This is a genomic window from Nakamurella leprariae (assembly GCF_016918035.1).
Lineage (GTDB): Bacteria > Actinomycetota > Actinomycetes > Mycobacteriales > Nakamurellaceae > Nakamurella > Nakamurella leprariae.
This window is the reverse complement of record NZ_JAERWK010000016.1, coordinates 210,580-237,320: the sequence shown is the minus strand read 5'-3', so window position 1 is coordinate 237,320 and position 26,741 is coordinate 210,580. Positions and strand designations below refer to the sequence as shown.

Sequence of the window (26,741 nt, the reverse complement as noted above, 5' to 3'; positions counted from 1 at the left end):
GATCTCCTCGGTCGAGCAGCGGTCAACGGGGGGCGGGAACGCCGGCAGGCCGGTAGGTGCGCAGCGGCACCGCCCGGCGCAGTTCGCGGCGCAACGCCCAGCGGTCGCCGCTGAGCGCGCCGTGGGTGCGTGCCTGCACCAGCAGGTTGCCCAGGGCGGTCGCCTCGACCGGACCGGCCACCACGGGACGGCCGGAGGTGTCCGCGGTGAGCTGGCACAACAGCGCGTTCTGCGAGCCACCACCGACCAGGTGCACCACCGACACGGCGCGCCCGGACAGCCGTTCCGCCTCGGCCAGGGTGGCGGCGAATGCGGTGGCCAGGCTGTCCAGCACGCAGCGGACCAGGGCCTCCGGACTGTCCGGTACCGGCTGGTCGCGCGCCGCGCAGGCCCGTCGGATCCGCTCCGGCATGTCGCCGGGTGGGGCGAACACCGGGTCGTCCGGGTCGATGCGCGGCCCGCCGGCCGGCAGCGCGGCGGCCCGCTCGATCAGCTCGGCCAGGTCGACGGTCGTCCCGGACCGCTGCCAGGTGCGCACGGACTCCGACAGCAGCCACAGACCCATGACGTTGCGCAGGTACCGCACGGTGCCGTCGACGCCGCGCTCGTTGGTGAAGTTGGCGTCCCGGCTGCCGTCGGTGAGTACCGGCGCGTCCAGCTCGACCCCGACCAGACCCCAGGTGCCGCAGGAGATGTAGCCGAAGTCAGGGGTGTCGGCGGGCACGCCCAGCACCGCCGAGGCGGTGTCGTGCGAGCCCACCGTGGTCAACGGCAGCGGGCGGGACAGGCTCAGATCGGTGGCCACCTCCGGGGTGAGCGGGCCGATCTCCTCACCCGGCGGGAGCAGCGGCGCCAGCAGGTCGTCGGGGAACCCGAGCCGGCGGATCAGCTCGTCGTCCCAGGCGCCCGTGCGCGCGTCGAGCAGGCCGGTGGTGGAGGCGTTGGTCTGCTCGGTGATCTGCCGTCCGGTCAGCCAGTACCCGAGCAGGTCCGGCACCAGCAGCGCGGTGCGGCCGGGTACGGACACGGCCGGGTCGGCGGCGAACTGGTACAGCGTGTTGAACGGCAGGTGCTGCAGCCCGGTGCGCCGGTAGAGCTCCGCGGCGTCCACGGTCGCGTGCACCCGGTCGATCACCGCCGCGGTCCGCGCGTCCCGGTAGTGCCGAGGGTTGCCGACCAGTGCGCCGTCCGGGTCGACGAGACCATAGTCCACCGCCCAGGAGTCGATCGCCGCGCCGGCCAGCCCGGGTGCCTGGCGGACCGCGCGGCCCAGGCCGACGAGGACGTCCTGGTAGAGCCCCAGCACGTCCCAGTACAGCCCGTCCGGCAGCCGCACCGGGCCGTTGCGGAACCGGTGCAACTCGGTGAGTTCCAGCCGTCCCGAGCCGATGCGGCCGAGCATGACGCGGCCGCTGGAGGCGCCCAGGTCGACCGCGGCCAGCTCGACCGTGCCTGGATCGATCACCCTCGGGCCGGTCATCGCAGGAAGGCGGCGGCCACGCCGGAGTCGACCGGGATGTGCAACCCGGTGGTCCGGGTCAGGTCGCCGGCGGTCAGGGCGAACACCGCGTCGGCCACGTGGTCGGGCAGCACCTCGCGGCCGAGCAGGGTGCGCTTGGCGTAGAACGCGCCGAGGTCCTCCTCCTTGACCCCGTAGACCGCGGCTCGTGAGGCGCCCCAGCCGGAGGCGAAGATGCCCGAGCCGCGCACGACGCCGTCGGGGTTGATGCCGTTCACCCGGACCCCGTGCGGGCCGAGTTCGGCGGCCAGCAACCGGACCTGGTGCGCCTGGTCGGCCTTGGTGGCGGAGTAGGCGATGTTGTTCGGCCCGGCGACGACGCTGTTCTTGCTGGAGATGTAGATGATGTCGCCGCCCATGCCCTGCTCGATGAGCACCCGCGCCGCCTCCCGGGACACCAGGAACGAGCCCTTGGCCATGACATCGTGCTGCAGATCCCAGTCACGCACGGTGGTCTCCAGCAGCGGCTTGGACAGCGACAGCCCGGCGTTGTTCACCACCAGGTCGATGCCGCCGAAGGCGAGCACCCCGGCGGCGACCATGGCGGCCACGCCGTCCTCGTCGGAGACGTCGGCCTGCACGGCCACCGCGACGTCGGGACCGCCGAGTTCCCCGGCCACCGTGGTCGCGGTGTCCAGGTTCAGGTCGGCCACCACCACGCAGCCGCCCTCAGCGGCGACCCGCTGGGCGATGGCCCGACCGATGCCGGAGCCGGCCCCGGTGACCAGCGCGATCCGGGTGGCCAAGGGCTTCGGCGCCGGCATCCGTTGCAGCTTGGCCTCCTCCAGGGCCCAGTACTCGATGGCGAACTTCTCGGCCTCGCTGATCGGCGCGTACCGGGACACCGACTCGGCGCCACGCATCACGTTGATCGCGTTGACGTAGAACTCGCCGGCCACCCGCGCCGTCTGCTTGTCCTTGCCGAAGCTGAACATGCCGACCCCGGGGACCAGCACGATGGCGGGATCGGCACCCCGGATGGCAGGACTGGCCGGACCGGCGTTGCGGTCGTAGTAGGCCTGATAGTCGGCCCGGTAGGCCTGGTGCAGCTCCCGCAGCCGGTCGAGGACCTGGTCGACCGGCGCGTCGGCGGGCAGATCCAGCACCATCGGCTTCACCTTGGTGCGCAGGAAGTGGTCCGGGCAGGAGGTGCCCAGTTCAGCCAGCGCGGCGAGCTTCTCGCGGGCCAGGAACTCGAGCACCTCCGGGCTGTCGGTGAAGTGCCCGACCTGGGGTCGGTCGGTGGAGGCCAGGCCGCGGACGGTGGGGAACAGCGCGGCGGCCCGGGCGCGGCGCCGGTCCTCGGGCAGCGGCTCGCGCCCGGGGACCACCGCCCCGAACGGTTCGGCCACGCCGTGCCCGGCCAGGAACGTCTCGGCGGTCCGGATGATCTCCAGCGAGTGGGCCTCCGCCTCGGCCGAGGTCGCGCCCCAGGCGGTGATGCCGTGACCGCCGAGGATGCAGCCGACGGCCTGGGGGTTGGCGGCCCTGATGGCGGCGATGTCCAACCCGAGCTGGAAGCCCGGCCGACGCCAGGGGACCCACACCACCCGGTCGCCGAAGCACTGCTCGGTCAGCTGCTCGCCGTCGGCCGCGGTGGCCAGCGCGATGCCGGAGTCCGGGTGCAGGTGGTCGACGTGCGGGGCGTCGACCAGGGCGTGCATGGCGGTGTCGATGGACGGCGCGGCGCCGCCCTTGCCGTGCAGGCAGTAGTCGAAGGCGGCGACCATCTCGTCCTCGCGGTCGGCGCCGGGGTAGACGTCGACCAGGGCGCGGACCCGGTCCAGCCGCAGCACGGCCAGGTTCCGCTCGGTCAGCGTGCCCAGGTCGCCGCCGGAGCCCTTGACCCAGACGAGCTCGACGTCGCGGCCCGTCACCGGGTCGACCGCCGTGCCCTTGGCCGAGGTGTTGCCGCCGGCGTAGTTGGTGTTGCGAGGGTCGGCGCCGAGCCGGTTGGACCGCTCGACGAGCTGCCGGACGGGATCTGCGGGGGACGCGGTCGGGTCGCTCACGCTGGGAACTCCTTGGTCGAAGCGCGGAAGGGATCGGGCGCGGGGCCCGGTGGCACGGAAGCGGTCAGGCGCCCCAGCCGGCCTGGGTGCCGCCCACTCGCTCGGCGGCCACCCGGGCCGCGTAGCCCGACTCGGCGAAGGCGCGCAGCGGGTCCCGCGGCAGGCCGGCCGCCTCGCGACGGTCGGCCAGCAGACCGCGCACGTCGGTCTCGTAGGCGTCCATGAGCACACCGTGCGCACCGAGCACGTCGCCCGCCTGTTGCGCGGCGAGCAGGGCCTCGCGGTCGACCAGCAGCGCCTTGGCCGTGGCCTGCTGCACGTTGAGCACGGAGCGGATCTGACCCGGGATCTTCTCCTCGATGTTGTGGCACTGGTCGAGCATGAAGTTGACCCCGGACTCGGGCAGATGGGCCTGCTGCGAGACGATCTCGTGCATGATCCGGAACAGCTGGAACGGGTCGGCCGAGCCGACGATGAGGTCGTCGTCGCCGTAGTTGCGGGAGTTGAAGTCGAACGCGCCGAGCCGGCCGGCGCGCAGCAGCTGCATGACGATGAACTCGATGTTGGTGGTCGGGGCGTGGTGCCCGGTGTCCAGGATGACCTTGGCCCGCTCGCCCAGGGCCAGGCAGTGCAGCAGTGACGTGCCCCAGTCCGGGACGTCCATCGAGTAGAAGTACGGCTCGAAGATCTTGTACTCCAGCAGCAGTCGCTCGTCCTCGGCGGTCGCGTCGTAGATCTCCCGCAGCGACTCGGCCAGCCGTTCCTGCCGGTCGCGCAGCGAGTCCTGGCCGGGGTAGTTGGTGCCGTCGGGCAGCCAGATCTTGAGGTCCTTGGACCCGGTCGCCCGCATCACCTCCAGGCACTGCCGGTGGTGGGCGACGGCCTTGGCCCGGATGCCCGGGTCCGGATTGGTCAGCGAGCCCAGTCGGTAGTCGTCGTCCTGGAACAGGTTCGAGTTCACCGACCCGATCGACACGCCCAGATCCCGTGCGTACGAGGCGAGCTCAACGAAGTCGTCGACGGCGTCCCAGGGGATGTGGATGGACACCCGCGGCGCCAGCCCGGTGAACGCGTGCACCTGCCCCGCGTCGGCGATCTTCTCCCACGGGTCGCGCGGGGTGCCCTGAGTGGTGAACACCTTGAACCGGGTGCCCGAGTTGCCGTACGCCCAGCTGGGCACCTCGATGCTGAACGTGTCCAGGTCGGCCAGGGGGTCGGTGTGCGATGGGGTGGACGAGGTCATCGAGCGCTTCCTCCAGCAGGAGCGGTGGCGGGGGAGGTCATCGGGCGCCGGTGAACCGGCGGTTGGTCAGCCCGTTCAGCAGTGCGGCGAACACCAGCACCACGCCCAGTGCGAGCAGTTGGTACTGCGAGCCCTCGTTCCCGACGAAGGCGAGCAGGATGCCCGCGTTCAGCCAGACGATGAGCAGGGTGGCCAGCACCACGCCGGACACCCGGCCGATGCCGCCGGTGATGGCGACGCCGCCCAGTACGGCGATGGTGATGGCCGGCAGGGCCATCCCGCTGCCGGAGACGCCGGCGTCGGGCCGGGCCGAGGCGAACTGCGCGACGGTGACCACGGCGACGAGCCCGGAGATGGCGCCGGCGTACAGGTACGCCTTGAACCGGGTGTCGCGGACCGGCAGTCCGGCCCACCGGGCGGCGACGTCGTTGGTGCCGATGGCGAAGAGTCGCCGGCCGTAGGTGGTGCGGGCCAGCACCAGCCAGACCACGATCACGGTGGGCAGCAGCAAGGTGAAGATGCCCAGCGGGATGTTCGGCAGCTCCCGCCCGATCACCGGCAGCTCCACCGAGCGGCTGATCGAGAACAGGTCCTGGATGGGCGGTGTGCTGATCGGCCGCTGCGAGTTGATCACGATGGCCAGCGACTTGAACGCGTAGAAGGTGGCCAGCGTGGCGATGAGCGCGGGGAACCCGATGTACGACACCAGGAATCCGTTCAGCGCGCCGCACAGGGCACCGAACGCGGTGGTCGCGATGATGGCGATCCACAGTGGCCAGCCCCACTCGCCGTACATGAAGCCGAACACCATGCCGGCCAGCGAGACGATGGCGCCGACCGACAGGTCGATGCCGCCGCGGCCGGAAAGGATCACCAGCAGCTCGGCCAGTCCGAGCATGGCCAGCGGGACGGCGTTGATGAGCGCGGCGGCCAGGTAGTCCGGGTCGTAGGGCGCGGTCAGGTAGTCGCCGGCGTCCATGACCATGAAGGTGACCAGCACGACGACGATGAGGATGGCCAGCAGCACGATCCGCTGGGTCAGCACCGCGCGCAGCAGGCGGCTGCCGAGGGGGCCTTCGGTCCGGCTGGGCCGGGGGGACGGAGTGGCCGGCTCGCTGACGGTCGGCGTGGTCGTGCTCATCGTGCCCTCCTGGCCCGCTCGCGCAGCAGGTCGGCCCCGACCGCGATGATGATGAAGACGCCGACGAACAGGTCGGACAGGTTCGAGTTCCAACCCAGCTGGGTCACCCCGGAGCTGACCGTCTGGACGAGCAGCGCTCCGAGCAGGGTGCCCAGCACGGAGCCGCGGCCGCCCATGATCGAGGTGCCACCGATGACCACCGCGGCGATGACGGCGAGTTCCTTGCCGCTGCCCACGGACTGGTCGAGGGTCGAGGTGCCCTGCGCGATGGTGAAGCAGGCGCCCAGACCGACCAGGACCCCGGTGATCACGTAGGCGAGCAGGACCCGCCGCTGCACCCGGATGCCGGCCAGCCGGGCCGCGTTCGCGTCGCCGCCGATGGCGTAGAAGTGGCGACCTCCGGCCGTGTGCCGCAGGTACCACCAGGCGAGGGCGGCGATCACGACGGTGATGAGGAAGGCGTGCGGGACGCCGAACGTCCGACCGGCGACGCCGCGGCCGAAGACGTCGAAGGTCTGCGGGATCCCGTTCACCGTCTTGGACGCGAAGATCTGCAGCCCCAGCCACTGGAACAGGTTGGCGGTGCCGAAGGTGATGATGATGGCGTGTACCCGGCCGTAGGCGATGAGCACACCGTTGACCAGGCCCAGCACCGCCCCGACGGCCATGGACACCAGCACCGCCGGCAACAGTGAGAGCCCCGCATCGACCAGAAGTTTCGCGGTCAGCACGGCGCAGACCATGATGGCCGCGCCGACCGAGACATCGATGCCGCCGGTGATGATGACGATGGTCATGCCGATGCCGACCAGAGCGATCGGGGCGGTCGCGACCAGCAGCGGCTGGATGGATCCGGCGGTGAAGAAGGCCGGCGTGGCGAAGGCCAGCACGATCCAGAGCACCACGATGACCCCGAGCAGCACCAGTTCCTGACCGGAGACCGGGGAGGGCAGCACCCGGCGTCGTGGTGTGGGTCTCGCCGCCGGTGGCTCGCCGGCCGGCAGTCCCGGATCGGGGCGTTCGTCGGTGTGCACGCTCATGCCGCGTGTCCTTCCTCGTCGACCGCACCGGCGGCGGCGGCCAGCACGTCCACCTGCGTCGCGTCCGGTCCGAACTCCACGGTGGTCGTGCCGCCGCGGACCACCTGCAGGCGGTCGGCGATGCGCAGCGCCTCGGGCAGGTCGGAGGTGACGACCAGGACGGCCGAACCCTGCTCGGCGAGTTCGGTGATGATGCGGTGGATCTCCTCCTTCGCGCCGACGTCGACGCCCTGCGTCGGTTCGGCCAGCACCAGCACCTGCGGACGCTCGACGAGTTGCCGCGCCAGCACGACCTTCTGGGCGTTTCCACCGGACATGGCGCCGATGGCCTGCCGCTCGCTCGGCGTCTTGACGGCCAGCCGCGTGATCAGGTCCCGGGCCACGGAGCGTTCCCTGGCCCGGTCCATCCACAGTCCGAAGCGCGACAGCAACGTGAGGTGCCCGGACGAGACGTTGAAGGCGATGGACTGGAACGAGAACATGCCCTCGACCTTGCGGTTGGCCGGCAGCAGCGCGATCCCGAGCCGCTGGGCCTGCTGCGGGGTGCGCGGCGCGATCGCTCGCCCGTCCAGCCGGACCGAACCGGCGGTGGCCTGGTCCATGCCGTAGATGCAGGCGGCGATCTCGGAGACGCCGGAGCCGACGAGTCCGTACAGCGCGACGATCTCACCGCGCCGGACCTGGACGTCGACGTCGTGGAAGCGGCCGGTGCGGGTCAGTCCGTCGAGCACCAGCACCGGGTCGCCGTCCGGCACGGTCCGTTCGCCGCGGGCGGCGGACAGGATGCCGCCGACCATGAGCTCGGCGATGCTGCGCACCGTCAGCTCCTCGATCGGGTGGGTGCCGATGGTGCGGCCGTCGCGCATCACGGTGACCCGCTGGGCGATGCGGAACAGCTCGTCCAGCCGGTGCGAGATGTAGATGACCGAGACGCCGGAGGCGGTCAGCCGGCGCACCACCGTGAACAGCACCTCGATCTCGGCGTCGGTCAGGATGGCCGATGGCTCGTCCAGGATGAGCACCCGGGCGTCCCCGGCCAGCGCCTTGGCGATCGAGACCTGTTGCTGCTCGGCGATCGACAGCGTGCCCACCGGCACGGTGGCGTACCGCTCGGGCAGGCCGAGCAGCTGCAGCAGTTCGACCACCCGGGAGTTCTGGCCGGACCAGTCGACCCGGCCGCCGGTGCGCAGTTCCCGGCCGATGAAGATGTTCTCGGCCACGGTCAGCTCCGGGAACAGTTGCGGCTCCTGGTACACCGTGGCGATGCCGAGCGCCATCGCGTCGGTGGTGGAGCCGATCGAGACCTCGGCACCCTCGAACTCGATGCGGCCGGTGTCCGCGGCGACGGCGCCGGAGATGATCTTGATCATCGTCGACTTGCCGGCGCCGTTCTCACCCACCAGGGCGTGCACCTCACCGGCGTGCACGGTCAGGTCCGCCTCGCGGATGGCCCGGACGGCGCCGAACCGCTTGGTGATGCCGGTCATCGCGAGGCGGACGACGCCTGGCGCATCGGGCGCCGGATCGTCGGCCGGCGAGGGGTCCTCGGGAGTCACCGGGTGCTCCTTCCGTGCTGGACGCACCGCGGCGCGAGCCGCAGGCGATGGGGGGCGCGGGTCCGGGGAGGTGGTCGCCCCCCGGACCCGCGAGCCGGTCAGTAGGAGAACTGGTCGACGTTCTCGGCGGTGATGGCCAGGGCCGGCCCCAGGAGCAGGGTCTTGGTCGCGTCGTCGTACTCGACGGCGTCCAGGGTGTCGCTGACGTCGTTGGTCGCCTCGAACGACTGGTCCTGGGCGAGCTGGGCCCCGGCCCAGGCGGTCAGGTAGCCGAGGTTCTCGACGTCCCAAAGGATCGACGCGGAGGACGATCCGTCGGCCAGGTACGGCTTCATCGACTGGGGCGTGCCGAGGCCGACGGTGAAGACCTGGCCGATCCGGCCGGCGTCCCGCACCGCCTGGGCGACACCCGGTGCGGACGAAGTGCACTCGCCGACCAGCCCGGTGAGATCCGGGTGCGCGTTCATCAGGTCGGTCGCCTGCTGGGTGGCCCGAGCCTGGTCCTCGCCGGCGTAGACGATGTCGACGATCTCAGCGTCGGGGTACTGCTCGGCGGTGTACGCCTTCTGCACCTCGATCCAGGAGTTGAGGTTCTCGGCGGTCTGGCCGCAGGAGACGATGGCGTACTTGCCGGAGCCACCCATCGCGTCCAGCAGCGCATCGGTGAGGCCCTCACCGATGCCCTGGGCCGAAGCCTGGTTGACGAACACCTCGCGCACCGAGGTCGGCGCGTCGGTGTCGGAGGTGGCGACGTGGATGCCGGCGTCCTTGGCCTGCTGCAGCAGCGGGGCCATGGAGTCGGGGTCGTTGGGGGCGACGATGAGGGTGTCGACCTGCTGCTGGATGAACGACCGGACGATGTCGGCCTGGGCGGCGGCGTCGGCCTGGGTTGGCCCCTGGTAGAGCCATTCCACGTTGCCGAGGGCTGCCGCGGCCTCCTGGCCGCCGGTGTTCATCGCCTCGAAGTAGGGGACGCCCTGCAGCTTGGGCACGAATGCCACCTTGACCTTCTCGGACGACGAGCCGCCGCCGCTGGTGGCCGCCGAGCTGGCCGCCGAACTGGCCGCCGAGGTCGCGCCACCGCCGGCCGCGTCCTCGTTCTTCTTGCTGCACCCGGTCAGCACGAGCGCCGCGGCGACACCGACGGCGACCATCGCCGTGACCTTCGAGGAACCACGCATGAGCACTCCAACGGGCTGGCGGCCGGCGATCGGCCGCGAACGGTGGGTCCTGCTCCGGGTCGGGGCAGGAGGACTGCGGAACCGCCACCGGTCCTGCGGAACCGGTGCGGGGTGGACGACCGTCCCGGGGTGGGCTGGGACGGCAGGACGCTCGGGGGTCCGGGATCCGGGTGCGGGGTCGGGCGATCCGCGACGGTGCGCGGCACGGTGGTGCCGGACCGGATGCGACCGGACCCGGCGGTGGTGCGGTCAGCCCGGGGGGCGGATGAGCGCCCGCCGGCTGCCGGCGGTGGTGGAGCGGCCGGTGGTCATCCGACCTCCCCGGTCAATGGGAACGGCGTGACCAGGGTGTGGTCGACCCGCACGGTGGTCACCGGGACGCCGACGGCGGCCCAGGTGGCCGTGACCGCCGGATCGAGTCCCTCGTCGGTCCAGAGCCCGGTGATCTGCCCCGGCCCGGCGAAGGTGTGCAGGCCGAACCCGTCGGCCTTGGACGAGTCGAACACGCCGTGGACCTCGTCGCAGGCGTTGACCAGGTGCTGCTTGGTCTGCGCCTCGCCCGCCGAGATGTCCAGCAGCCCACGGCTGGTCGACAGACCGACGACCCCGAAGAAGCCGAGCCGGATCCGGCCCCGCCCGGTCAGCACGTCGCCGACCGGGGCGATGAGCGAGCCGGACGACCGGCGGAGGATCCCGCCGGGCATCATCACGGTGGCGTCGGACTTGGCCATGAGCAGCGTGGCCGCCCGCAGGCCGTTGGTGACCACCACCAGATCGCGACGGTGCAGCAGCTCGCGGGCCAGGTGGTAGCACGTGGTCGAGGCGTCCATGGCGATCACGTCGCCGTCCCGCACCAGCCGGGCCGCTGCGCGGGCGATCGCGGCCTTGGCGGCCACGGCCTGGCGCAGCCGGCCGTCGAAGGACCCCTCGTCGGTGGCCCCGACGCTCACCGCGCCACCCCGCACGCGGCGGAGCAACTGCCGGCGGGCGAGGGCGTCGAGGTCCTTGCGGACGGTCACCGCCGAGACCCCGAACTTCCCGGCCAGCTCCTGGATGCTGACCCGCCCGGACGACCGCAGCGCCGCGAGGACGGCCTGCTCGCGGGCCAGCTCGTCCAACGACGCCACCGTGAGCCACCTCCTCGTGGAACTGCGAGAACTGGTCCGTGGCGGCATCTGTCGCATCGCCGCCGGGTTCGATGCGACTCACCTCACACCCGCACCGATCCGTATGTCAACTGATCGACGAAAAACGAAACCCGAGCCCTTTGCGTGCATTGACGTTGCGCTGTCGTTCGCTGTGCGCAGGGTGGTCCGCAGCTGGTGCAGACCGTGGCGCGGCGTGGTGATCGGGGCATCCGGCGCCGGTGTCCACACCGCCGGAGTTGTCCACATCCGCGCCGGGTCGGTGGGCACCGACGGCGGCCGTGCCTAGCGTCCGGGGCTCTCGACCTGACGGAGGGCGACGTGCGTGGACACGGATGGACGGCAGCAGTGCGATCGATGGTGCTCGCCGGGGGCCTGACCCTGGTGGTCGGTGGCGGCGTGGTCGGGTGCGGGGCGGAGGCCGGCGGACCGCTGCCGATGCCGGCCATCGACGCGCCGACCGGCTCCCTCCTGTCGACGGTCGACGTGCCGGCGACCGTGCCGGTGCCCGTCTCGCAAGTGGACGAGACGGTCCCGCTGTGCCGGGACCGGCCCGGTCCCGCGGCGGCGGACGACGATCCGGGGCTGCGGGTCGGCGGCTGTGCCCGCGCGCTCGGCTGCCTGACCCTGTTGGGCGACGCCGTCGTCGCGACGATCGGCGGTGTGCCCCAGGACGACCTGCGCTGCACGCTGCCCGGTGAGCCGGGGCGTTCGGACGCGGGTCAGCGATGACCACGACGGAGTGCCGGCCCGCGCGCGGAGTCTCGGTGGGCTCCCGGTGACCGACACCGAGTACGGCGCAGTCGATCCCGACTCCCGGCCCGACATGGGCATCGATGCCGTGGTGGCCTCCGTCCGTGAGCTGCTGACCGGATTGCGTGACGACGACGGATGGGTCGGAGTGGCCGAGTCGGTGGTCCTGGAGCGTGCCCGGTCGTTGGAGGACCTGGCCCGGTTGGTCGACGCGACGCGGATCGTCGCAGCCGGGGTGATCCATCGGCACGGCCTGGCCGAGCGGTTCGGGGCGTCCTCCACGGCCGGGTTGCTGCGGGAGATGCTGCGGATCCGTCCCGGCGAGGCGCATGCGCGGGTCCGCGCCGCCACGGTGGTGCTCGAGGAGCCGCAGGTGTCCGGACACCGGTTCCCGCCCCGGCTGCCGGAGCTGGCTGCCTCGATGTGGGACGGCGTGGTCAATGCCCACCACGTCGAGGTCATCGAGTCGACCATGCGGTCGCTGCCGCCGCGGGTCCCGGCGAACGTCCGAGGCACCGTGGAACGCGCGTTGGTGGAGCAGGCCGGGCTGACCGACCCGACGCACCTGGCCGACATCGCCCGGACGATCGCCATCCTGGCCGATCCGGACGGGGACCTGCCTCCGGAGCAGGATCCGCGCAAGCACCCCTCGCTGTCGCTCGGTCGGCGCGACCCGTTCACCGGCCTGACCCGGATCACCGGTCATCTGGACGACGAGGGCGTCGAGACGCTGCGTCAGGCCACCGATCCGCTCATGGCGCCGCCCGCGCCCGAACGCGCCGCCACGGTGACCGACCCCGACGGCCATCTGCCGGTGGCGAGGTCGGTCGCCACCCGCCGGGCGCACGCGCTCACCGAGGCGCTCCACCGGGCCCTGGGGGCCGCGGTGGTCGGCGAGCACGGCGGCGTCCGCCCGCACCTCACCGTGACCGTCGGGCTCGACCAGCTCCGCGCCGGTCGTGGTCTCGCCCTGCTCGACCATGGGGGTCCGGTCCGCGCCGGCGAGATCCGCCAGCTGGCCTGCGACGCCGGCATCGTGCCCGCCGTCCTCGGCGGCGCCTCCGAGGTGCTGGATGTCGGCCGGGAGCACCGCCTGGTCCCGCTCGGGTTGCGCCGCGCCCTCGCCGTCCGCGATCGCGGCTGTGCGTTCCCGGGGTGCGACCGGCCACCCGGCTGGTGCGACGCGCATCATGTCCGGCACTGGGCCGACGGCGGACCCACCAGCCTGGAGAACACCGTCCTGTACTGCCGGCACCACCACACCGTCCTGCACGCCGGCCACTGGGTCGTGCGTCTGGGCGCCGACGGGCACCCCGAGCACATCCCGCCGGTGTGGGTGGACCCCCACCAACACCCTCGCCGCAACCGGCTGCACCACCACGAACCGTGGCGGGACAGGGCCGAGGATCCGGAGGGCGGGCGGTGATGGCGACCGACCCGGGCCACGCGTGCTCGTGGCGTCCCGCGGCCCGGCACCACCCGGCGCCTACCATCGCCGCGTGCCCGCCTTCCCGTACGCCGCCCGTCGTGCCGCCGTCGCCGCCACGCTCGCCGACCGTGGTCTGGAGGGGTTGCTGGTCACCGATCTGATCAACGTCCGGTACCTGACCGGGTTCACCGGCTCGAACGCGGCGCTGATGCTGCTGGCCGAGGACCCGGCATCGATCGACCCGGACGCGCCGGTGGGGGAGCGGCTGACCGGCAGCACGTTCTGCACGGACGGCCGGTACGTCACCCAATCCGCCGCCCAGGTCCCCGATCTGCCCCGGCTGATCGACCGGCCGAGCGACCGGGCATTGCTGCGGCGGGCCCAGCTCCGCCGCGTCGGGTTCGAGGCCGACGCGGTGTCGGTCGCCGCCCACGATGCGCTGCAGCAGGTGGCGTCCAGGTCGACCGAGGCCGGTCCCGACCGTGCCGTTGCCGTGGAGCTGGTCGCCACCACCAGGGTGGTCGAGGGCTTCCGTGCCGTCAAGGACGAGGCCGAGATCGAGACCCTGCGCCGGGCCTGTGCGGTGGCCGACCAGGCCTTCGCCGGGCTGCTCGACTCAGGCGTCGTCCGCCCGGGTGTGACCGAGCGGACCATCGGGCTGGACCTGGACCAGCGGATGCGGACCCTCGGGGCGGAGGACCCGTCCTTCGAGACCATCGTGGCGGCGGGCGCCAACAGCGCCATCCCGCACCACCGGCCGACCGCGGCGGTGCTGGCAGCGGGCGACTTCGTCAAGTTCGACTTCGGGGCGACCGTCGACGGCTACCACTCCGACATGACGCGGACCATCGTGCTGGGAAGGCCGGCCGACTGGCAGCGGGAGGTCTTCGACCTGGTGCTGGCTGCGCAACAGGCCGGGCGGGACGCGGTCGCGCCCGGGCGCAGCGGTGGCGCGATCGACGCGGCCTCCCGTGCGGTCATCGCGGACGCCGGGTACGGCGACCGGTTCCTGCACGGACTGGGCCACGGGGTGGGACTGCAGGTCCACGAGGCACCGAGCCTGGCGGCCTCCGCCACCGGTACCATGGTCGCCGGTATGTGCGTCACCGTCGAGCCAGGGGTCTACCTGGAGGGACGCGGCGGTGTCCGCATCGAGGACAGCGGCGTGGTCCGTCCCGGAGGCTTCGAGGTCCTGACGTCGACCGGTCGTGGACTCCGTCAGGTGTGACTCGACCCGCGGCACACCACGGGTGAGCAGACCCGCACCGCTGAAAGCACGCAGCTCCGAAAGGCAGAACCGGACCACCATGGCCTCCACCAGCGATTTCAAGAACGGCCTCGTGCTCAATCTCGAGGGTCAGCTCTGGACGATCACCGAGTTCCAGCACGTCAAGCCGGGCAAGGGGCCGGCGTTCGTCCGCACCACCCTGAAGAACGTGATGTCGGGCAAGGTCGTCGACAAGACCTTCAACGCCGGCATCAAGGTCGACACCGCCACCGTGGACAAGCGGGACATGACGTTCCTCTACAAGGACGGCACCGACTTCGTCTTCATGGACGGCGACACCTTCGACCAGATCAACGTCCCGGCCAAGACGGTCGGCGGCACGGCCGACTATCTGCTGGAGAACCAGGAGGCGATGGTCGCCACCCACGACGGTGAGGTGCTGTTCGTGGAGCTGCCGGCCTCGGTCGAGCTGGTCGTGCAGCACACCGACCCGGGTCTGCAGGGCGACCGCAGCACCGGCGGCACCAAGCCGGCCACCCTGGAGACCGGCGCGGAGATCCAGGTCCCGCTGTTCCTGAACACCGGGGACAAGATCAAGGTCGACACCCGCGACGGTCGGTACCTCGGCCGCGTCACCAGCTGACCTGCGTGTCCGCCCGTTCGAAGTCGCGCAAGCGCGCGCTGGACATCCTCTTCGCCGCCGACGCGCGCGGGGTGGATCCCCTCGAGGTGCTCTCCGAGCGTCTGGAACTCACGCGCAACCCGTCGCTGGGCGGGTCACCGGCCCAGGTGACGCCGCTGGGTGACTACGCGGAGGAGCTGGTCCGCGGGGTCGCCCAGCACCGGGACCGACTCGACGAGGTCATCGCGGGGCACGCCCGCGGGTGGAGTCTGGACCGGATGCCGGCGGTGGACCGCGTGGTGTTGCGGATGGCGGCCTTCGAGCTGCTGTACGTCCCGGACGTCCCGCCGGCCGTGGCCATCGACGAGGCGGTCGAGCTGGCCAAGACGTTGTCCACGGACGACTCACCGCGGTTCGTGAACGGTGTCCTGGGCCAGCTGGTCCCGGACGTCGGGCAGCTGCGCGCACAGAACTCCGCCTGATCCCAGCCGGGGCGCCCGCGTCCCGGTTCCGGTCGGTGCTGCCCCGGGGACGCCCGTGGCCGGGTCACTGCTCCGGGCGCTCCCAGGCGAAGTCGGCGCGGTGCGCCGCCAGCCACTGCCGCAAGGACGTCGGCTCCGACCCGGTCAGCCGGCGGTAGGTGTCCGTGACGATGTCCGCCCCGCCCCGCCGCCAGGCGCGGAAGTGGGAGATGACGCCGATCTCGGCGTCCTGCTCCGACAGGCCCTGCGAGAGCAGGATCTGGCGGAACTTCTCCAGCGGCAGGTCCTGGTAGGTCACCGACCGGCCCAGCACGTCGCTCATCACCGCAGCCACCTGGGTCATCGTCAGGGCCTCGGGGCCGGTGATGACGAAGTCGGTGCCGGGCTCGAGCGGACGTTCGTCGGTGAGCACCGCGGCGGCGGCCCGCCCCACGTCGTCGGCGGCGACCAGGCCGACCCGGCCCTGGTCGGCGCACCCCCACATCGACCCGGTCCCGGCGATCGCGCCGGCTTGACCGAACAGGCTCGTCTCCATCACCGAGTTGGGCGAGACCGTGACCCAGTCCAGACCCGACGCCCGCAGCGCGGCGATGGAGCGCTGGTGCAGCTGCTCCAGCTCGTCCCCGTCGTGCCGGACGGCGCCGTGCACCTTGACCACCCGGCGCACGCCGGCCCGTTCTGACTTGGCGATCACGGCCAGTTCCCGGTCGGCGATCCGGGTGTCCATCGGCGTCACCAGGAACACGGTGTCGGCGCCGCGGACAGCCGGGTCCACCGTGTCGGGCCGATCAAGATCGCCCACCACCAGCTCCGGCCCGGAGCCGAGCTCCGTCCGCGCTCGGGCCTCGTCGCGGACCAGCGCCCGGACCGGGACGCCGTGCGCCACCAGCTGCGCCGTGACCCGGCTGCCGAACATCCCCGTCGCACCGATGACCAGCACGACCATGACGCCCTCCTGAGGACCGATCCAGCTGGGCGTGACCGCTGGGCCCGGCGCGTCACCGGCGGCGAACGGTCACCTGACGGAAGATCGTGCCACGGTGACGGGCGGGCCGCCGACGAGCGAGACTCACACCGCACCGATCCGCGCCGATCCGAACCGACCCGCACTGATCCGCACCGAGCCGGGAAGGGACCCCGAGCGCCGTGACCGCTGCAGGCTCCACGACGACCAGCCAGGCCGAGCCCGCCGTCGGGCATCCGCTCGACCCGCTCACCGAGGACGAGTTCCGGTCGGTCACCGGAGTGCTGGCCGAACGTCGCGGTGTCGGGCCGAGCTTCCGCTATGCCTCCGTCACGCTGCTGGAGCCGCCCAAGGCCGAGCTCCTGGCCTGGGAGGCGGCCGGGCGCCCCGACCCGCGGCCGGACCGCCGGGCCCAGGCGGTGGTGTGGGACCGCAGCGACAACCGGGTCTTCGAGGCGGTCGTCCGGCTGGACGGTCCCGGCCGCACCGGTACCGCCGAGCCGGTGGTCGAGGCGTTCACCCACGTCCCCGGCGTCACGCCCAACTTCACCCCGGACGAGTGGCACGAGTGTGAGCACGCCATGAAGGCCGACCCGCGCGTCGTCGCCGCGCTGGCGCGTCGCGGCATCACCGACCTGGCCCTGGTGCTCATCGACGTCTGGACGTACGGGCTGGCGCTCATGCCCGAGCAGTACCGCGACCGCCGGCTGGGTTGGGCCGACATCTGGCGCCGCGAGTCGCCCGACGCGAACCCGTACGCGCACCTGGTGTCCGGCATCAAGCTCATCGTCGACATGAACACCATGACGCTGCTGGAGATCGACGAGCTGCCCGCTGACCGGGTGGCGCCCCCGGCGCCGGTGATGGGGGAGTACCTCCCGGAGCTGGTGCCCGGCCAGCAGGTGCGGACCGATCTGCGGCCGCTGGACATCGTGCAGCCTCAGGGGACGTCGTTCATCCTGGACGGCACCGAGCTGCGGTGGCAGCGATGGACCCTCCGGCTCGGCTTCACCGCCCGCGAGGGTCTGGTGCTCCACCAGCTGCGCTACACGGACGCCGGCCCCGGTGGCGGATCGGAACGCCCGATCGCGCATCGGCTCTCGTTCGCCGAGATGATCGTGCCGTACCGGGACTCCGGCTTCGATCACGTGCGACGCACCGCCTACGACATCGGCGAGTGGGGGTTGGGGGCGATGACCACCTCGCTGGAGCTCGGGTGCGACTGCCTGGGCGAGATCCGGTACGTGGACGCGGTGCTGGCCGACAGTCGCGGCGAGCCGTACCGGATCACCAACGCCATCTGCCTGCACGAGGAGGACGACGCCGTGCTGTGGAAGCACGTCGACGGCCGCACCGGGGCGCAGGTCCGCCGGCGCCGTCGGATGGTCATCTCGTTCCACGCCACGGTGGCCAACTACGAGTACCTGGTCTACTGGCGGCTGTACCAGGACGGCACCATCGAGTGCGAGGTGCGGGCCACCGGGATCATGGTCACCACGCCGCTGCCCGAGGGTGCCCCGACGCCGGCCACCGGAACCCTGGTCGACCACCGCACCTACGCCCCGATCCACCAGCACTTCCTGGTCGCGCGGTTGGACCTGGACATCGACGGCACCAGCAACGAGGTGCACGAGATCGACTCGGTGGCCGCGCCGATCGGGCCGGACAACCCGTACGGGTTGGACGTCACCACCCGGGCCACGCCCATCACCGATGAGTCGATGGCCGGCCGGGACCACGACTGGTCCACCCAGCGCAGCTGGAAGGTGCTGAACCCCGGACGGCGCAATGCGTTCGGCGATCCGGTGGCCTACAAGCTGGTCCCCACCGCCAGTTTTCCGGCGCTGATGGACTCCGGCAGCCCGCAGTTCCGGCGCGCCCCGGTCATCGGGCACCAGCTCTGGGTGACCCGCCGGCACGACGACGAGCGCTACCCGTGCGGTGAGTACCCGACCCAGAGCGCCGAGGACACCGGGATGAGCCGGTGGGTCGCCGACGCTGAGGACCTGCGCGACCAGGACCTGGTGCTGTGGCACGTCTTCGGGATCCACCACGTGCCCCGCGTCGAGGACTGGCCGGTGATGCCGGTCGACACGGTGTCGTTCCGGCTGACCCCGTTCGGGTTCTTCGACCGCAACCCCGCGCTGGACGTGGCGCCCGCGCCGGGACACGGTGGCCAGGACGGCGACGGCCCGGCCTGTCCCGCGCACCCGGTGGCCCCGCGCGCAGCCGACTGATCCGGCGCCCGACCGGGTCAGGGCTCGAACCGGTAGCCCAGCCCCGGTTCGGTGATCAGGTACCTCGGGTGGCTCGGGTCCGGCTCCAACTTCCGCCGCAGCTGAGCGAGATACACCCGCAGGTAGTGGATCTCGGTGGAGTACGCCGGCCCCCAGACCTCGCGCAGCAGGTCGGCCTGCGGGACCAGCGCGCCGGGGCGGCGGACCAGCATCTCGAGCATGCCCCACTCGGTGGGGGTGAGCCGGACCGGGACGCCGTCTCGTAGCACGCGTTTGGCGGCCAGGTCGACGGTGAACGCGTCCGTGGTGATGACCTCCGCCGCCGGGCCCGCGGGGACGACGGTCTGCGCCCGCCGGACGGCCGCCCGCAGCCGGGCCAGCAGCTCGTCCATCCCGAACGGCTTGGTCACGTAGTCGTCCGCGCCGGCGTCCAGCGCACCCACCTTGTCGGCCGACTCGGCCCGCGCGGACAGCACGATGACGGGCACCGAGCTGGTCAACCGGATGGCTTCCAGCACCTCGGTGCCGTCGAGATCGGGCAGGCCCAGGTCGAGCACGACCACCTCGGGGTCGGTCTCCCGGACCGCGGCGAGCGCGGTGTGCCCGTCCGCAGCCGTGGTGACCCGTAACCCCCGGGCCGACAGATGGATCCGCATGGTGCGCAGCAGTTGTGGCTCGTCGTCGACGACCAGGACGCGGGTCACGACACGCTCGGTTCCGGCGCAGCGCTCATCGACGCGGCCCGGTCCGTCTGGTCCGCGCGGGCGAGGGCGGCGGGCAGCTCGATGATCATCGTCAGGCCGCCGCCGGGGGTGTCCTCCGCGGTCACCGTGCCGCCCATCGCCTCCGTGAAGCCCCGGGCCACCGTCAGTCCCAGGCCGACGCCCACCCCGCCCGGGTGGTCACCGAGCCGCTGGAAGGGCTGGAACAGGGCGTCCGGCGGAACGTCCGGTGGTAGTCCGCGGCCGGTGTCGGACACCCGCACGGTGACCCGGGCCCCGCGCTGGGCCGCGGTCACCCGGATCTCCGCGTCCGGTCCGGCGTGCTGCACACCGTTGGCGAAGAGATTGGCCAGCACCCGTTCCAGCAGACCCGCGTCGGCCAGCACGGTCGGCGTGAGTTCCGCGTCGGTGATGATCCGCTGGCGGGCCTCGGCCGGCAGGCTCAGCACCGCGCGCTGCACCACCTCCTCGCACGAACACGGCGTGCTGGTGGGATGGACGGCTCCGGCGGCCAGCCGGGACGAATCCAGCAGGTTGTCGACCAGGGCCGACAGCTGGTCGGCGGACTCCTCGACACCGGCCAGCATCTCCGCCGTGTCCTCGGCCGAGAGCTGCACATCGGCGCTGCGCAGCCCGGACACCCCCGCCTTGACGGCCGCCAGCGGGGTGCGCAGGTCGTGGCTCACCGCGGACAGCAGCGCCCGGCGCAGCCGGTCGCCCTCGGCCACCGCGGCCGCCGCGTCGGCCTGGGCGGTGAGCTGGGACTGCCGCAGCAGGCTCACCGCCTGGTGGGCCACCGCCCGCAGCACCCGCCGTTCCCGGGCGCCCAGTTCCGGCCCGCGCAGCGCCAGCACGTACTCGCGGCCGTCCTCACCACCGACGATCTCGGTCACGGTGTCGGCCTCGGCGATCGACCGCGGCGGCTGCACGTCGGCGCCCGCGGACACCTGGGCGGCGACGGTGAACGCGGCCCGGTCGTCCCGGCCGACCTGCCCGGGACGACGGAGCAGCAGGCTCACCGCCCGCTGACCGTACGTCTCCAGCAGTCTGGTCAGCAGCGCCGGCAGGTCCGCGCCGCGGAGCACCGACGACGCGAACAGCGCCAGCAGTTCCGCTTCCCGGGTGGCCGCGGCCGCCTCCCGCCGGCGCCGTGCGGCCGCGTCGACGAGCAGCGCCACGGCCACCGCCACGATCATCAGCACCACCAGGGTGACCAGGTTGTCCGGGTCCGCGACCGTGAACGTGTACTGCGGCGTGGTGAAGAAGTAGTTGAGCAGCAGCCCGGACAGGGCGGCGGCCAGCACGGCCTGAGGAACACCGCCCAGCAGGCCGACGCCGAGCACGACCAGGAAGTAGAAGACGCCCTGGCTGGCGAAGTCGAACACGCGACCGAGGGCGATGAGCACCCCGGTGAGGGCAGCCGGCAGACTGACGGCTGCCAGCCAGCCCAGCACTTGCCGCCAGGTCGGGCGGATGATGCTGTGCAGCAGTGCCTGTCGGCGCTGGTGCCCGCCGCCGGCCTGCTCATGGGTGACCAGGTGCACGTCGATCGACCCGGAGTTGCGCACGATGACCGCGCTCACGCCTTCGTCCAGGATGTGCGCCCACCGGGAGCGGCGGGAGGTGCCGACCACGATCTGGGTGGCGTTCACGCCCCGGGCGAACTGCAACACGGTCTCCGGTACGTCGTCGCCGGTGACCGTGTGCAGCGTGCCGCCGACCGCGTCGGTGAGCCGGCGGATGCGGCCGAGTGCGGTGGCCGACAGGCCGGTCAGCCCGTCGCCGCGCAGGATGTGCAGCACGATCAACTGGGCGCCGGCCCGGGAGGCGATGCGGGTGCCGCGGCGGATCAGGGTCTCGGACTCCGGTCCGCCGGTGACCGACACGACCACTCGTTCCCGGGCCTCCCAGGTGGCGGTGATGCGGTGCTCGCCGCGGTACCGCGTCAGGGCGGTGTCCACCTGGTCGGCCACCCACAGCAGGGCCAGTTCGCGCAGCGCGGTGAGGTTGCCGGCGCGGAAGTAGTTGGCCAGGGCCGCGTCGACCTGCTCGGGTCGGTAGATGTTGCCGTGGGACAACCGCCGCCGCAGCGCCTCCGGGGTGATGTCGACCAGTTCGACCTGCTCGGCCTTGCGGACCACCTCGTCCGGCACGGTCTCGTGCTGCACCACGCCGGTGATCTGCTCGACCACGTCGTTCAGGCTCTCGAGGTGCTGGACATTCACCGTGGACAGCACGTCGATGCCCGCGTCCAGCAGTTCCTGCACGTCCTGCCACCGCTTGGGGTTGCGCGAGCCGGGGGCGTTGGTGTGGGCGAGTTCGTCGACCACGGCGACCTGCGGGCGGCGGGCCAGCACCGCGTCCAGGTCCATCTCCTGCAGGGCGACGCCGCGGTGCTCGGACTCCCGGCGCGGGACCACCTCGAGGCCCCCGACCGCCTCGGCCGTCTTGACCCGTCCGTGCGTCTCCACGTACCCGACCACCACGTCGGCACCGCGTTCGGCGCGGCGGTGCGCTTCGTTCAGGACGGCGTAGGTCTTGCCCACACCGGGGGCAGCACCCAGGTGGATGCGCAGTTCACCGCGGGCCATGACGCCATCCTGCCCCGATCGGTGATCGGGCTGAGGATGCCCCGTCGGATCCGATCGGGGCAGGACGGGGCGGCCGTCACGACGCGACACGGCTCACCCGGCCGGCGTGCGGCAGCCCGGGGCGGTCAGGCCCAGGGCGACGTTGAGGGCGGGGACGTCCACCCGCGGCTCGCCGAGGAAGCCCCACTGCCGGCCCTCGGTGTGCTCGGCCACGAGGTGCCGCACCGCGTCCGCGGACAGGCCGCTCTCCCGGGCCACCCGCGGGACCTGCAGCTCGGCGTAGGCCGGGCTGATCGCCGGGTCGACGCTGGAGCCGGACCCGGTGACGGCGTCGGGCGGGACCTGGCCCGGGTCGACGCCCTCCCGGGCGGCGATCACCTCGCGCCGGATCTGCACGAACTCCAGCAGGGTCTCGTTGTTGGGGCCGGCGTCGTTGGCGTCGGCGGCGGCCGGGTCACCCGGGGTCATGGCGCCCGCCACCGGGTCGTCCGCGGTCGGGTCACCGTCCAGCCGGAGGTGGAAGAACGGGTCCGGGTCGCCCGCGGCGACCTGGGGGTCGACGCCGATCAGGTCGCTGCCGACGACGCACCCGGCCGAGTCCTGCAGCGGGGAGCCTTCGGCCGAGGCGGTGCCGATCCGACTGACGCTCCAGATGGCGAGTGGATAGACCAGGCCGCAGACGACGGTGAACAGCAGCAGCACGCGGATGGCGCCGCCGAGCGGACGGAGCAGGGAACGCATCTCAGTCACCCGATCCCGGGAACAAGACGGACGAGCAGGTCGATGAGCCAGATGCCGACGAACGGCACGATCACGCCGCCGACACCGGAGAGCAGCAGGTTGCGGCTCAGCAGTCTCGAGGCGGTGGTGGCGCGGTAGCGGACGCCGCGCAGGGCCAACGGCACCAGCGCGATGATCACCAGCGCGTTGAAGATGACCGCCGAGAGGATGGCGGACGCCGGACTGGCCAGCCGCATGACGTTCAGCGCGTCCAGCTGTGGGTAGATGCCGGAGAACAGCGCCGGCAGGATCGCGAAGTACTTGGCCAGGTCGTTGGCGAGCGAGAAGGTGGTCAGCGCACCGCGGGTGATGAGCAGCTGCTTGCCGATCCGCACCACGTCGATCAGCTTGGTCGGGTCCGAGTCGAGGTCGACCATGTTGCCGGCCTCCTTGGCCGCGGCCGTCCCGGTGTTCATCGCCACGCCCACGTCGGCCTGGGCCAGCGCCGGCGCGTCGTTGGTGCCGTCGCCGGTCATGGCGACCAGCCGGCCGCCCTGCTGTTCGCGCCGGATGAGCGCCAGCTTGTCCTCCGGGGTGGCCTCGGCCAGGACGTCGTCGACGCCGGCCTCCCGGGCGATCGCCGCGGCGGTGCGCGGATTGTCACCGGTGACCATGACGGTGCGGATGCCCATCTCGCGCAGCTCGGCGAACCGCTGGGCGATGCCGGGCTTGACCACGTCGGACAGCTCGATGACGCCGAGGATGCGGGCCTGCCCGGTCGACGTCCGCAGGTCGGCCACGACCAGCGGGGTGCCGCCCCGCGCCCCGATCGCGTCGGCCAGATCGGTGGCCTGCGTGGCGATCGCGGCGGCGTCCGCACGCTGCGAGCCGCCGTGCTCCTGCACCCAGGCCAGCACGGAACCCGAGGCGCCCTTGCGGATCCGGGTGCCGTCGACGTCCACGCCGCTCATCCGGGTCTGCGCGGTGAAGGGGATCAGCTCGGCGCGCCGTTCGGCCGGGGAGGCCTGGGCGGCCAGGTGGAACCGCTCGGTGACCATCTCGACGATGCTGCGGCCCTCTGGGGTCTCGTCGGCCAGGCTGGACAGCCGGGCCGCCGCGGCCAGCTCCTCGGCGCTCACCGCGCCGACCGCGTGCAGCTCGGTGGCGCGCCGGTTGCCGTAGGTGATGGTGCCGGTCTTGTCCATGAGCAGCACGTCGATGTCGCCGGCCGCCTCGACCGCCCGGCCGGACATGGCCAGCACGTTGTGCTGGACCAGCCGGTCCATGCCGGCGATGCCGATGGCCGAGAGCAGCGCGCCGATGGTGGTCGGGATGAGGCAGACCAGCAGGGCGATCAACCGGATCGGGTCCTGCAGCTGACCGGCCGCCGCGCCCATCGGGCCGATGGCCACGACGGCGAGCAGGAAGATGATGGTCAGCGCGGCCAGCAGGATGTTCAGCGCGATCTCGTTCGGGGTCTTCTGCCGCGCCGCCCCTTCGACCAGCGCGATCATCCGGTCCACGAACGACTCGCCGGGCTCGGCCGTGATCCGGACGACGATGCGGTCGCTCAGCGCGGTGGTGCCGCCGGTGACCGCGCTGCGGTCGCCGCCGGACTCGCGGACCACGGGCGCCGATTCCCCGGTGATGGCGGACTCGTCGACCGTGGCGATGCCCTCGACGATGTCGCCGTCACCGGGGATGACCTGACCAGCCTCCACGACGACGAGATCGCCGACGGTCAATGCACTCCCGGGCACCTCCTCGATGCCGGTCGGTGTCTGCCGGTGGGCGACGGTGTCCTGCTTGGCCTTGCGCAGCGTCGCTGCCTGCGCCTTGCCACGGCCCTCGGCCACCGACTCGGCCAGGTTGGCGAACAGCACGGTGAACCAGAGCCAGACCGCCACCGCCCAGGCGAAGGCGCTCGGCTGCAGCACGGCGAGCACGGTGGTGACGACGGATCCGACCAGCACCACGAACATGACCGGATTGCGGGCCTGGTGGCGGGGGTCGAGCTTGTGGACCGCGCCGGGCAGCGCCTCCAGCAGTTGCCGGGGCCGGAAGACGCCCGCGGGCGTGCGTTCCGGCGTGGGCCCGGCGGCAATGCCGGAGTCCGGGGTCGGTTCCGGACGCTCGGTGGTCAGGGTCGGTCCCGCGCCGGTGGACGGGGTCATACGAGTGCCTCCGCGATGGGTCCCAGCGCCAGGGCCGGGAAGAAGGTGAGGGCGGCGACCAGGATGACGACACCGACCAGCAGTACGCCGAACTGCACACCGCGGGTCGGCAGGGTGCCGGTGGACGCGGGCGTCGGCGTCTGCTCGGCCAGCGATCCGGCCAGCGCGAGGATGAAGACGATGGGCAGCAGCCGGCCGAGGAGCATGGCCAGGCCCAGGGCGATCTGGAAGAAGTCGTTGGTGACGGTGATGCCGGCGAAGGCGCTGCCGTTGTTGTTGGCCGCCGACGCGAACGCGTAGAGCACCTCCGAGAAGCCGTGGATGGCACCGGGTGTGCCCGGGTCGCCGCTGTTGCCCAGGGCGCCGGACGTGCTCGGCAGCACGACCGCCACCGCGGTGCAGATGAGCACCAGCGCCGGCATGACCAGGATGGACAGCGCGGCCATGGTGATCTCGCGTCGGCCGATCTTCTTGCCGAGGTACTCCGGCGTCCGGCCGACCAGCAGGCCACCGACGAACACCGCGATCACGGCGAGCACCAGGATCCCGAACAGGCCGGAACCGACACCACCAGGGGCGATCTCGCCGAACAGCATGTTCAGCAGCAGGCCGCCACCGCCGAGACCGGTGTAGCTGTCGTGCATGGAGTTCACCGCACCGGTGGAGGTCCCGGTGGTGCTCACCGCGAACAGCACCGACGAGGGGATGCCGAACCGGACCTCCTTGCCCTCCAGCATGGCGCCGGCCGCCTGCGCCGCCACCCCGTGCGGGGACGACTCGGCCCACAGGCCGACGGCCAGTTGGGCGGCCCACAGGGCACCCATCACCGCGAGCAGCACGGTGCCCTGGCGCCGGTCCCGGACCATGGTGCCGAAGGTCCGGGTCAGGCAGACCGGGATGAGCAGCAGCGCGATGACCTCCACGACATTGCTGAGCGGCGTGGGGTTTTCGAACGGATGGGCGGAGTTGGTGTTCAGCACGCCACCGCCGTTGGTGCCGAGCTCCTTGATCGCCTCCTGTGAGGCGACCGGGGCCAGGGCGTAGGCCGATGTGCTGCCGTCCAGTCCGGTCGCGGTGAACGACGTGTGCAGCGACATGATCACGCCCTGGGTGAGCAGGATGATCGCGACGATGATCGACAGCGGCAGCAGGATCCGCACCACGCCGCGGGTCAGGTCGACCCAGAAGTTGCCCAGCCCGCCACCGCGGACGGCGACGATGCCGCGGATCAACGCCACCGCGACCGCCATGCCGACCGAGGCGGACAGGAAGTTCTGCACCGTCAGCCCGATCATCTGGGTCAGATGACCCATGGTGGTCTCGGGCACGTACGACTGCCAGTTGGTGTTGGTGGCGAACGAGATGGCCGTGTTGAACGCCACCGAGGGGCTCACCCCGGCCAGCCCGTTGGACAGCGGCAGCACCCCTTGGACCCGTTGCAGCAGGTACAGCCCCAGGATGCTGACCAGCGTGAACGCCAGCACGCTGGCCGCGTACGCCTTCCAGCTCTGGTCGGCGTCCGGGTCGACCCGGACCATCCGGTACCCGATCCGCTCCACCCGCAGGTGTGTGCGGGAGGTGTAGGTACGGGCCATGTGGTCGCCGAGCGGGACGTACAGCACGGCCAGCACGGCGACGACCAGGGCCAGCTGCAGGGCGGCCGCGAGTGCCGGGCTCATCAGAACCGCTCCGGGCGCACCAGCGCCACCACCAGGTACACCAGCAGGGCGGCCGCGATGAGCAGCAGGACCACCGTCACGGCCGGGCTGGTCAGGATGCCGGTCACCGGCCGACCATCCGCAGGGTGAGCAGGCAGGCCAGCCAGCCGATCACGACGATCAGCACGAACACGACGTCAGCCACGGACGTCCTCACTTCCGACGCGGCGCGGTGCGCCGGCCGGCGCACCGATCGCAGCGTGCTCGCGAGATCGACGGCGGGAAGGCGTTCTGACGGGTCCTTGATGCCGGCGGGCCCGATCT

21 protein-coding genes are annotated in these 26,741 nt (G+C 72.1%); 6 read left to right on the top strand and 15 right to left on the bottom strand.

Going from position 1 to position 26,741, the window contains the following annotated elements; genetic code table 11:
* Window positions 1-22: 22 nt before the first annotated feature.
* From JL106_RS13360 to JL106_RS13325, 8 genes are all read right to left on the bottom strand, one after another.
* Entirely contained in the window at window positions 23-1,480 is a 1,458-nt protein-coding gene (locus JL106_RS13360) for a rhamnulokinase (RefSeq protein ID WP_205261202.1), read from the bottom strand.
* Complete coding sequence (locus JL106_RS13355) at window positions 1,477-3,531, bottom strand: bifunctional aldolase/short-chain dehydrogenase (RefSeq protein ID WP_205261201.1); 2,055 nt, start codon at window positions 3,529-3,531, stop codon at window positions 1,477-1,479. The genes JL106_RS13360 and JL106_RS13355 overlap by 4 nt, the downstream gene beginning before the upstream one ends.
* Window positions 3,532-3,595: 64 nt before the next feature.
* Window positions 3,596-4,774: an L-rhamnose isomerase gene (gene rhaI / locus JL106_RS13350; RefSeq protein WP_205261200.1), complete on the bottom strand. Its 1,179-nt coding sequence runs from the start codon at window positions 4,772-4,774 to the stop codon at window positions 3,596-3,598.
* Window positions 4,775-4,811: 37 nt separating this feature from the next.
* Window positions 4,812-5,915 carry an ABC transporter permease gene (locus JL106_RS13345; RefSeq protein ID WP_205261199.1) on the bottom strand — a complete coding sequence of 368 codons (1,104 nt, stop codon included), beginning with the start codon at window positions 5,913-5,915 and terminating at the stop codon, window positions 4,812-4,814.
* Complete coding sequence (locus JL106_RS13340; RefSeq protein ID WP_205261198.1) at window positions 5,912-6,955, bottom strand: ABC transporter permease; 1,044 nt, start codon at window positions 6,953-6,955, stop codon at window positions 5,912-5,914. The genes JL106_RS13345 and JL106_RS13340 overlap by 4 nt, the downstream gene beginning before the upstream one ends.
* The gene (locus JL106_RS13335) at window positions 6,952-8,511 is read right to left on the bottom strand and encodes a sugar ABC transporter ATP-binding protein (protein ID WP_205261197.1); all 1,560 of its coding nucleotides are present in this window, start codon (window positions 8,509-8,511) and stop codon (window positions 6,952-6,954) included. Before JL106_RS13335 ends, JL106_RS13340 begins: the two co-directional genes overlap by 4 nt.
* Window positions 8,512-8,609: 98 nt before the next feature.
* Complete coding sequence (locus JL106_RS13330; RefSeq protein WP_236007571.1) at window positions 8,610-9,692, bottom strand: autoinducer 2 ABC transporter substrate-binding protein; 1,083 nt, start codon at window positions 9,690-9,692, stop codon at window positions 8,610-8,612.
* Between the two features lie 308 nt (window positions 9,693-10,000).
* Window positions 10,001-10,819 (bottom strand): DeoR/GlpR family DNA-binding transcription regulator, encoded by an 819-nt coding sequence (locus JL106_RS13325; protein WP_205261196.1) that lies wholly within the window; start codon window positions 10,817-10,819, stop codon window positions 10,001-10,003.
* A gap of 375 nt (window positions 10,820-11,194) precedes the next feature.
* On the opposite strand from JL106_RS13325, the gene JL106_RS13320 reads away from it, so the two are divergent.
* The 5 genes from JL106_RS13320 to nusB all read left to right on the top strand — a co-directional run bounded on the left by JL106_RS13320 (window position 11,195) and on the right by nusB (window position 15,351).
* The gene (locus JL106_RS13320; RefSeq protein ID WP_205261195.1) at window positions 11,195-11,569 is read left to right on the top strand and encodes a hypothetical protein; all 375 of its coding nucleotides are present in this window, start codon (window positions 11,195-11,197) and stop codon (window positions 11,567-11,569) included.
* Between the two features lie 46 nt (window positions 11,570-11,615).
* Window positions 11,616-13,016 carry an HNH endonuclease signature motif containing protein gene (locus JL106_RS13315; protein ID WP_205261194.1) on the top strand — a complete coding sequence of 467 codons (1,401 nt, stop codon included), beginning with the start codon at window positions 11,616-11,618 and terminating at the stop codon, window positions 13,014-13,016.
* Between the two features lie 73 nt (window positions 13,017-13,089).
* Complete coding sequence (locus JL106_RS22110; RefSeq protein ID WP_205261193.1) at window positions 13,090-14,247, top strand: aminopeptidase P family protein; 1,158 nt, start codon at window positions 13,090-13,092, stop codon at window positions 14,245-14,247.
* Between the two features lie 79 nt (window positions 14,248-14,326).
* Window positions 14,327-14,890: an elongation factor P gene (efp, locus tag JL106_RS13305; protein ID WP_205261192.1), complete on the top strand. Its 564-nt coding sequence runs from the start codon at window positions 14,327-14,329 to the stop codon at window positions 14,888-14,890.
* A 5-nt stretch (window positions 14,891-14,895) separates the two neighbouring features.
* Complete coding sequence (nusB, locus tag JL106_RS13300) at window positions 14,896-15,351, top strand: transcription antitermination factor NusB (RefSeq protein WP_205261191.1); 456 nt, start codon at window positions 14,896-14,898, stop codon at window positions 15,349-15,351.
* 64 nt (window positions 15,352-15,415) lie between these two features.
* On the opposite strand, the gene JL106_RS13295 is transcribed toward nusB, so the two are convergent.
* Complete coding sequence (locus JL106_RS13295; RefSeq protein ID WP_205261190.1) at window positions 15,416-16,297, bottom strand: NmrA family NAD(P)-binding protein; 882 nt, start codon at window positions 16,295-16,297, stop codon at window positions 15,416-15,418.
* Between the two features lie 200 nt (window positions 16,298-16,497).
* Between JL106_RS13295 and JL106_RS13290 the strand changes: the two genes are divergently transcribed.
* Window positions 16,498-18,552, top strand: coding sequence for a primary-amine oxidase (locus JL106_RS13290; protein WP_205261189.1), 2,055 nt, complete (start codon window positions 16,498-16,500; stop codon window positions 18,550-18,552).
* A 17-nt stretch (window positions 18,553-18,569) separates the two neighbouring features.
* Here JL106_RS13290 and JL106_RS13285 read toward each other — a convergent pair whose 3' ends face one another.
* The 6 genes from JL106_RS13285 to kdpF form a co-directional block, all read right to left on the bottom strand.
* Entirely contained in the window at window positions 18,570-19,256 is a 687-nt protein-coding gene (locus tag JL106_RS13285; RefSeq protein WP_205261188.1) for a response regulator, read from the bottom strand.
* The gene (locus JL106_RS13280) at window positions 19,253-21,865 is read right to left on the bottom strand and encodes a sensor histidine kinase (protein WP_205261187.1); all 2,613 of its coding nucleotides are present in this window, start codon (window positions 21,863-21,865) and stop codon (window positions 19,253-19,255) included. The genes JL106_RS13285 and JL106_RS13280 overlap by 4 nt, the downstream gene beginning before the upstream one ends.
* A 93-nt stretch (window positions 21,866-21,958) precedes the next feature.
* Window positions 21,959-22,606: a potassium-transporting ATPase subunit C gene (locus JL106_RS13275; protein WP_205261186.1), complete on the bottom strand. Its 648-nt coding sequence runs from the start codon at window positions 22,604-22,606 to the stop codon at window positions 21,959-21,961.
* Window positions 22,607-22,611: 5 nt separating this feature from the next.
* Window positions 22,612-24,759 carry a potassium-transporting ATPase subunit KdpB gene (gene kdpB / locus JL106_RS13270; RefSeq protein ID WP_205261185.1) on the bottom strand — a complete coding sequence of 716 codons (2,148 nt, stop codon included), beginning with the start codon at window positions 24,757-24,759 and terminating at the stop codon, window positions 22,612-22,614.
* On the bottom strand, window positions 24,756-26,438 hold the full coding sequence (kdpA, locus tag JL106_RS13265; protein WP_205261184.1) for a potassium-transporting ATPase subunit KdpA: 1,683 nt from the start codon (window positions 26,436-26,438) through the stop codon (window positions 24,756-24,758). Before kdpA ends, kdpB begins: the two co-directional genes overlap by 4 nt.
* Window positions 26,438-26,545 (bottom strand): K(+)-transporting ATPase subunit F, encoded by a 108-nt coding sequence (kdpF, locus tag JL106_RS22105; RefSeq protein ID WP_205261183.1) that lies wholly within the window; start codon window positions 26,543-26,545, stop codon window positions 26,438-26,440. Before kdpF ends, kdpA begins: the two co-directional genes overlap by 1 nt.
* Between the last annotated feature and the right edge of the window lie 196 nt (window positions 26,546-26,741).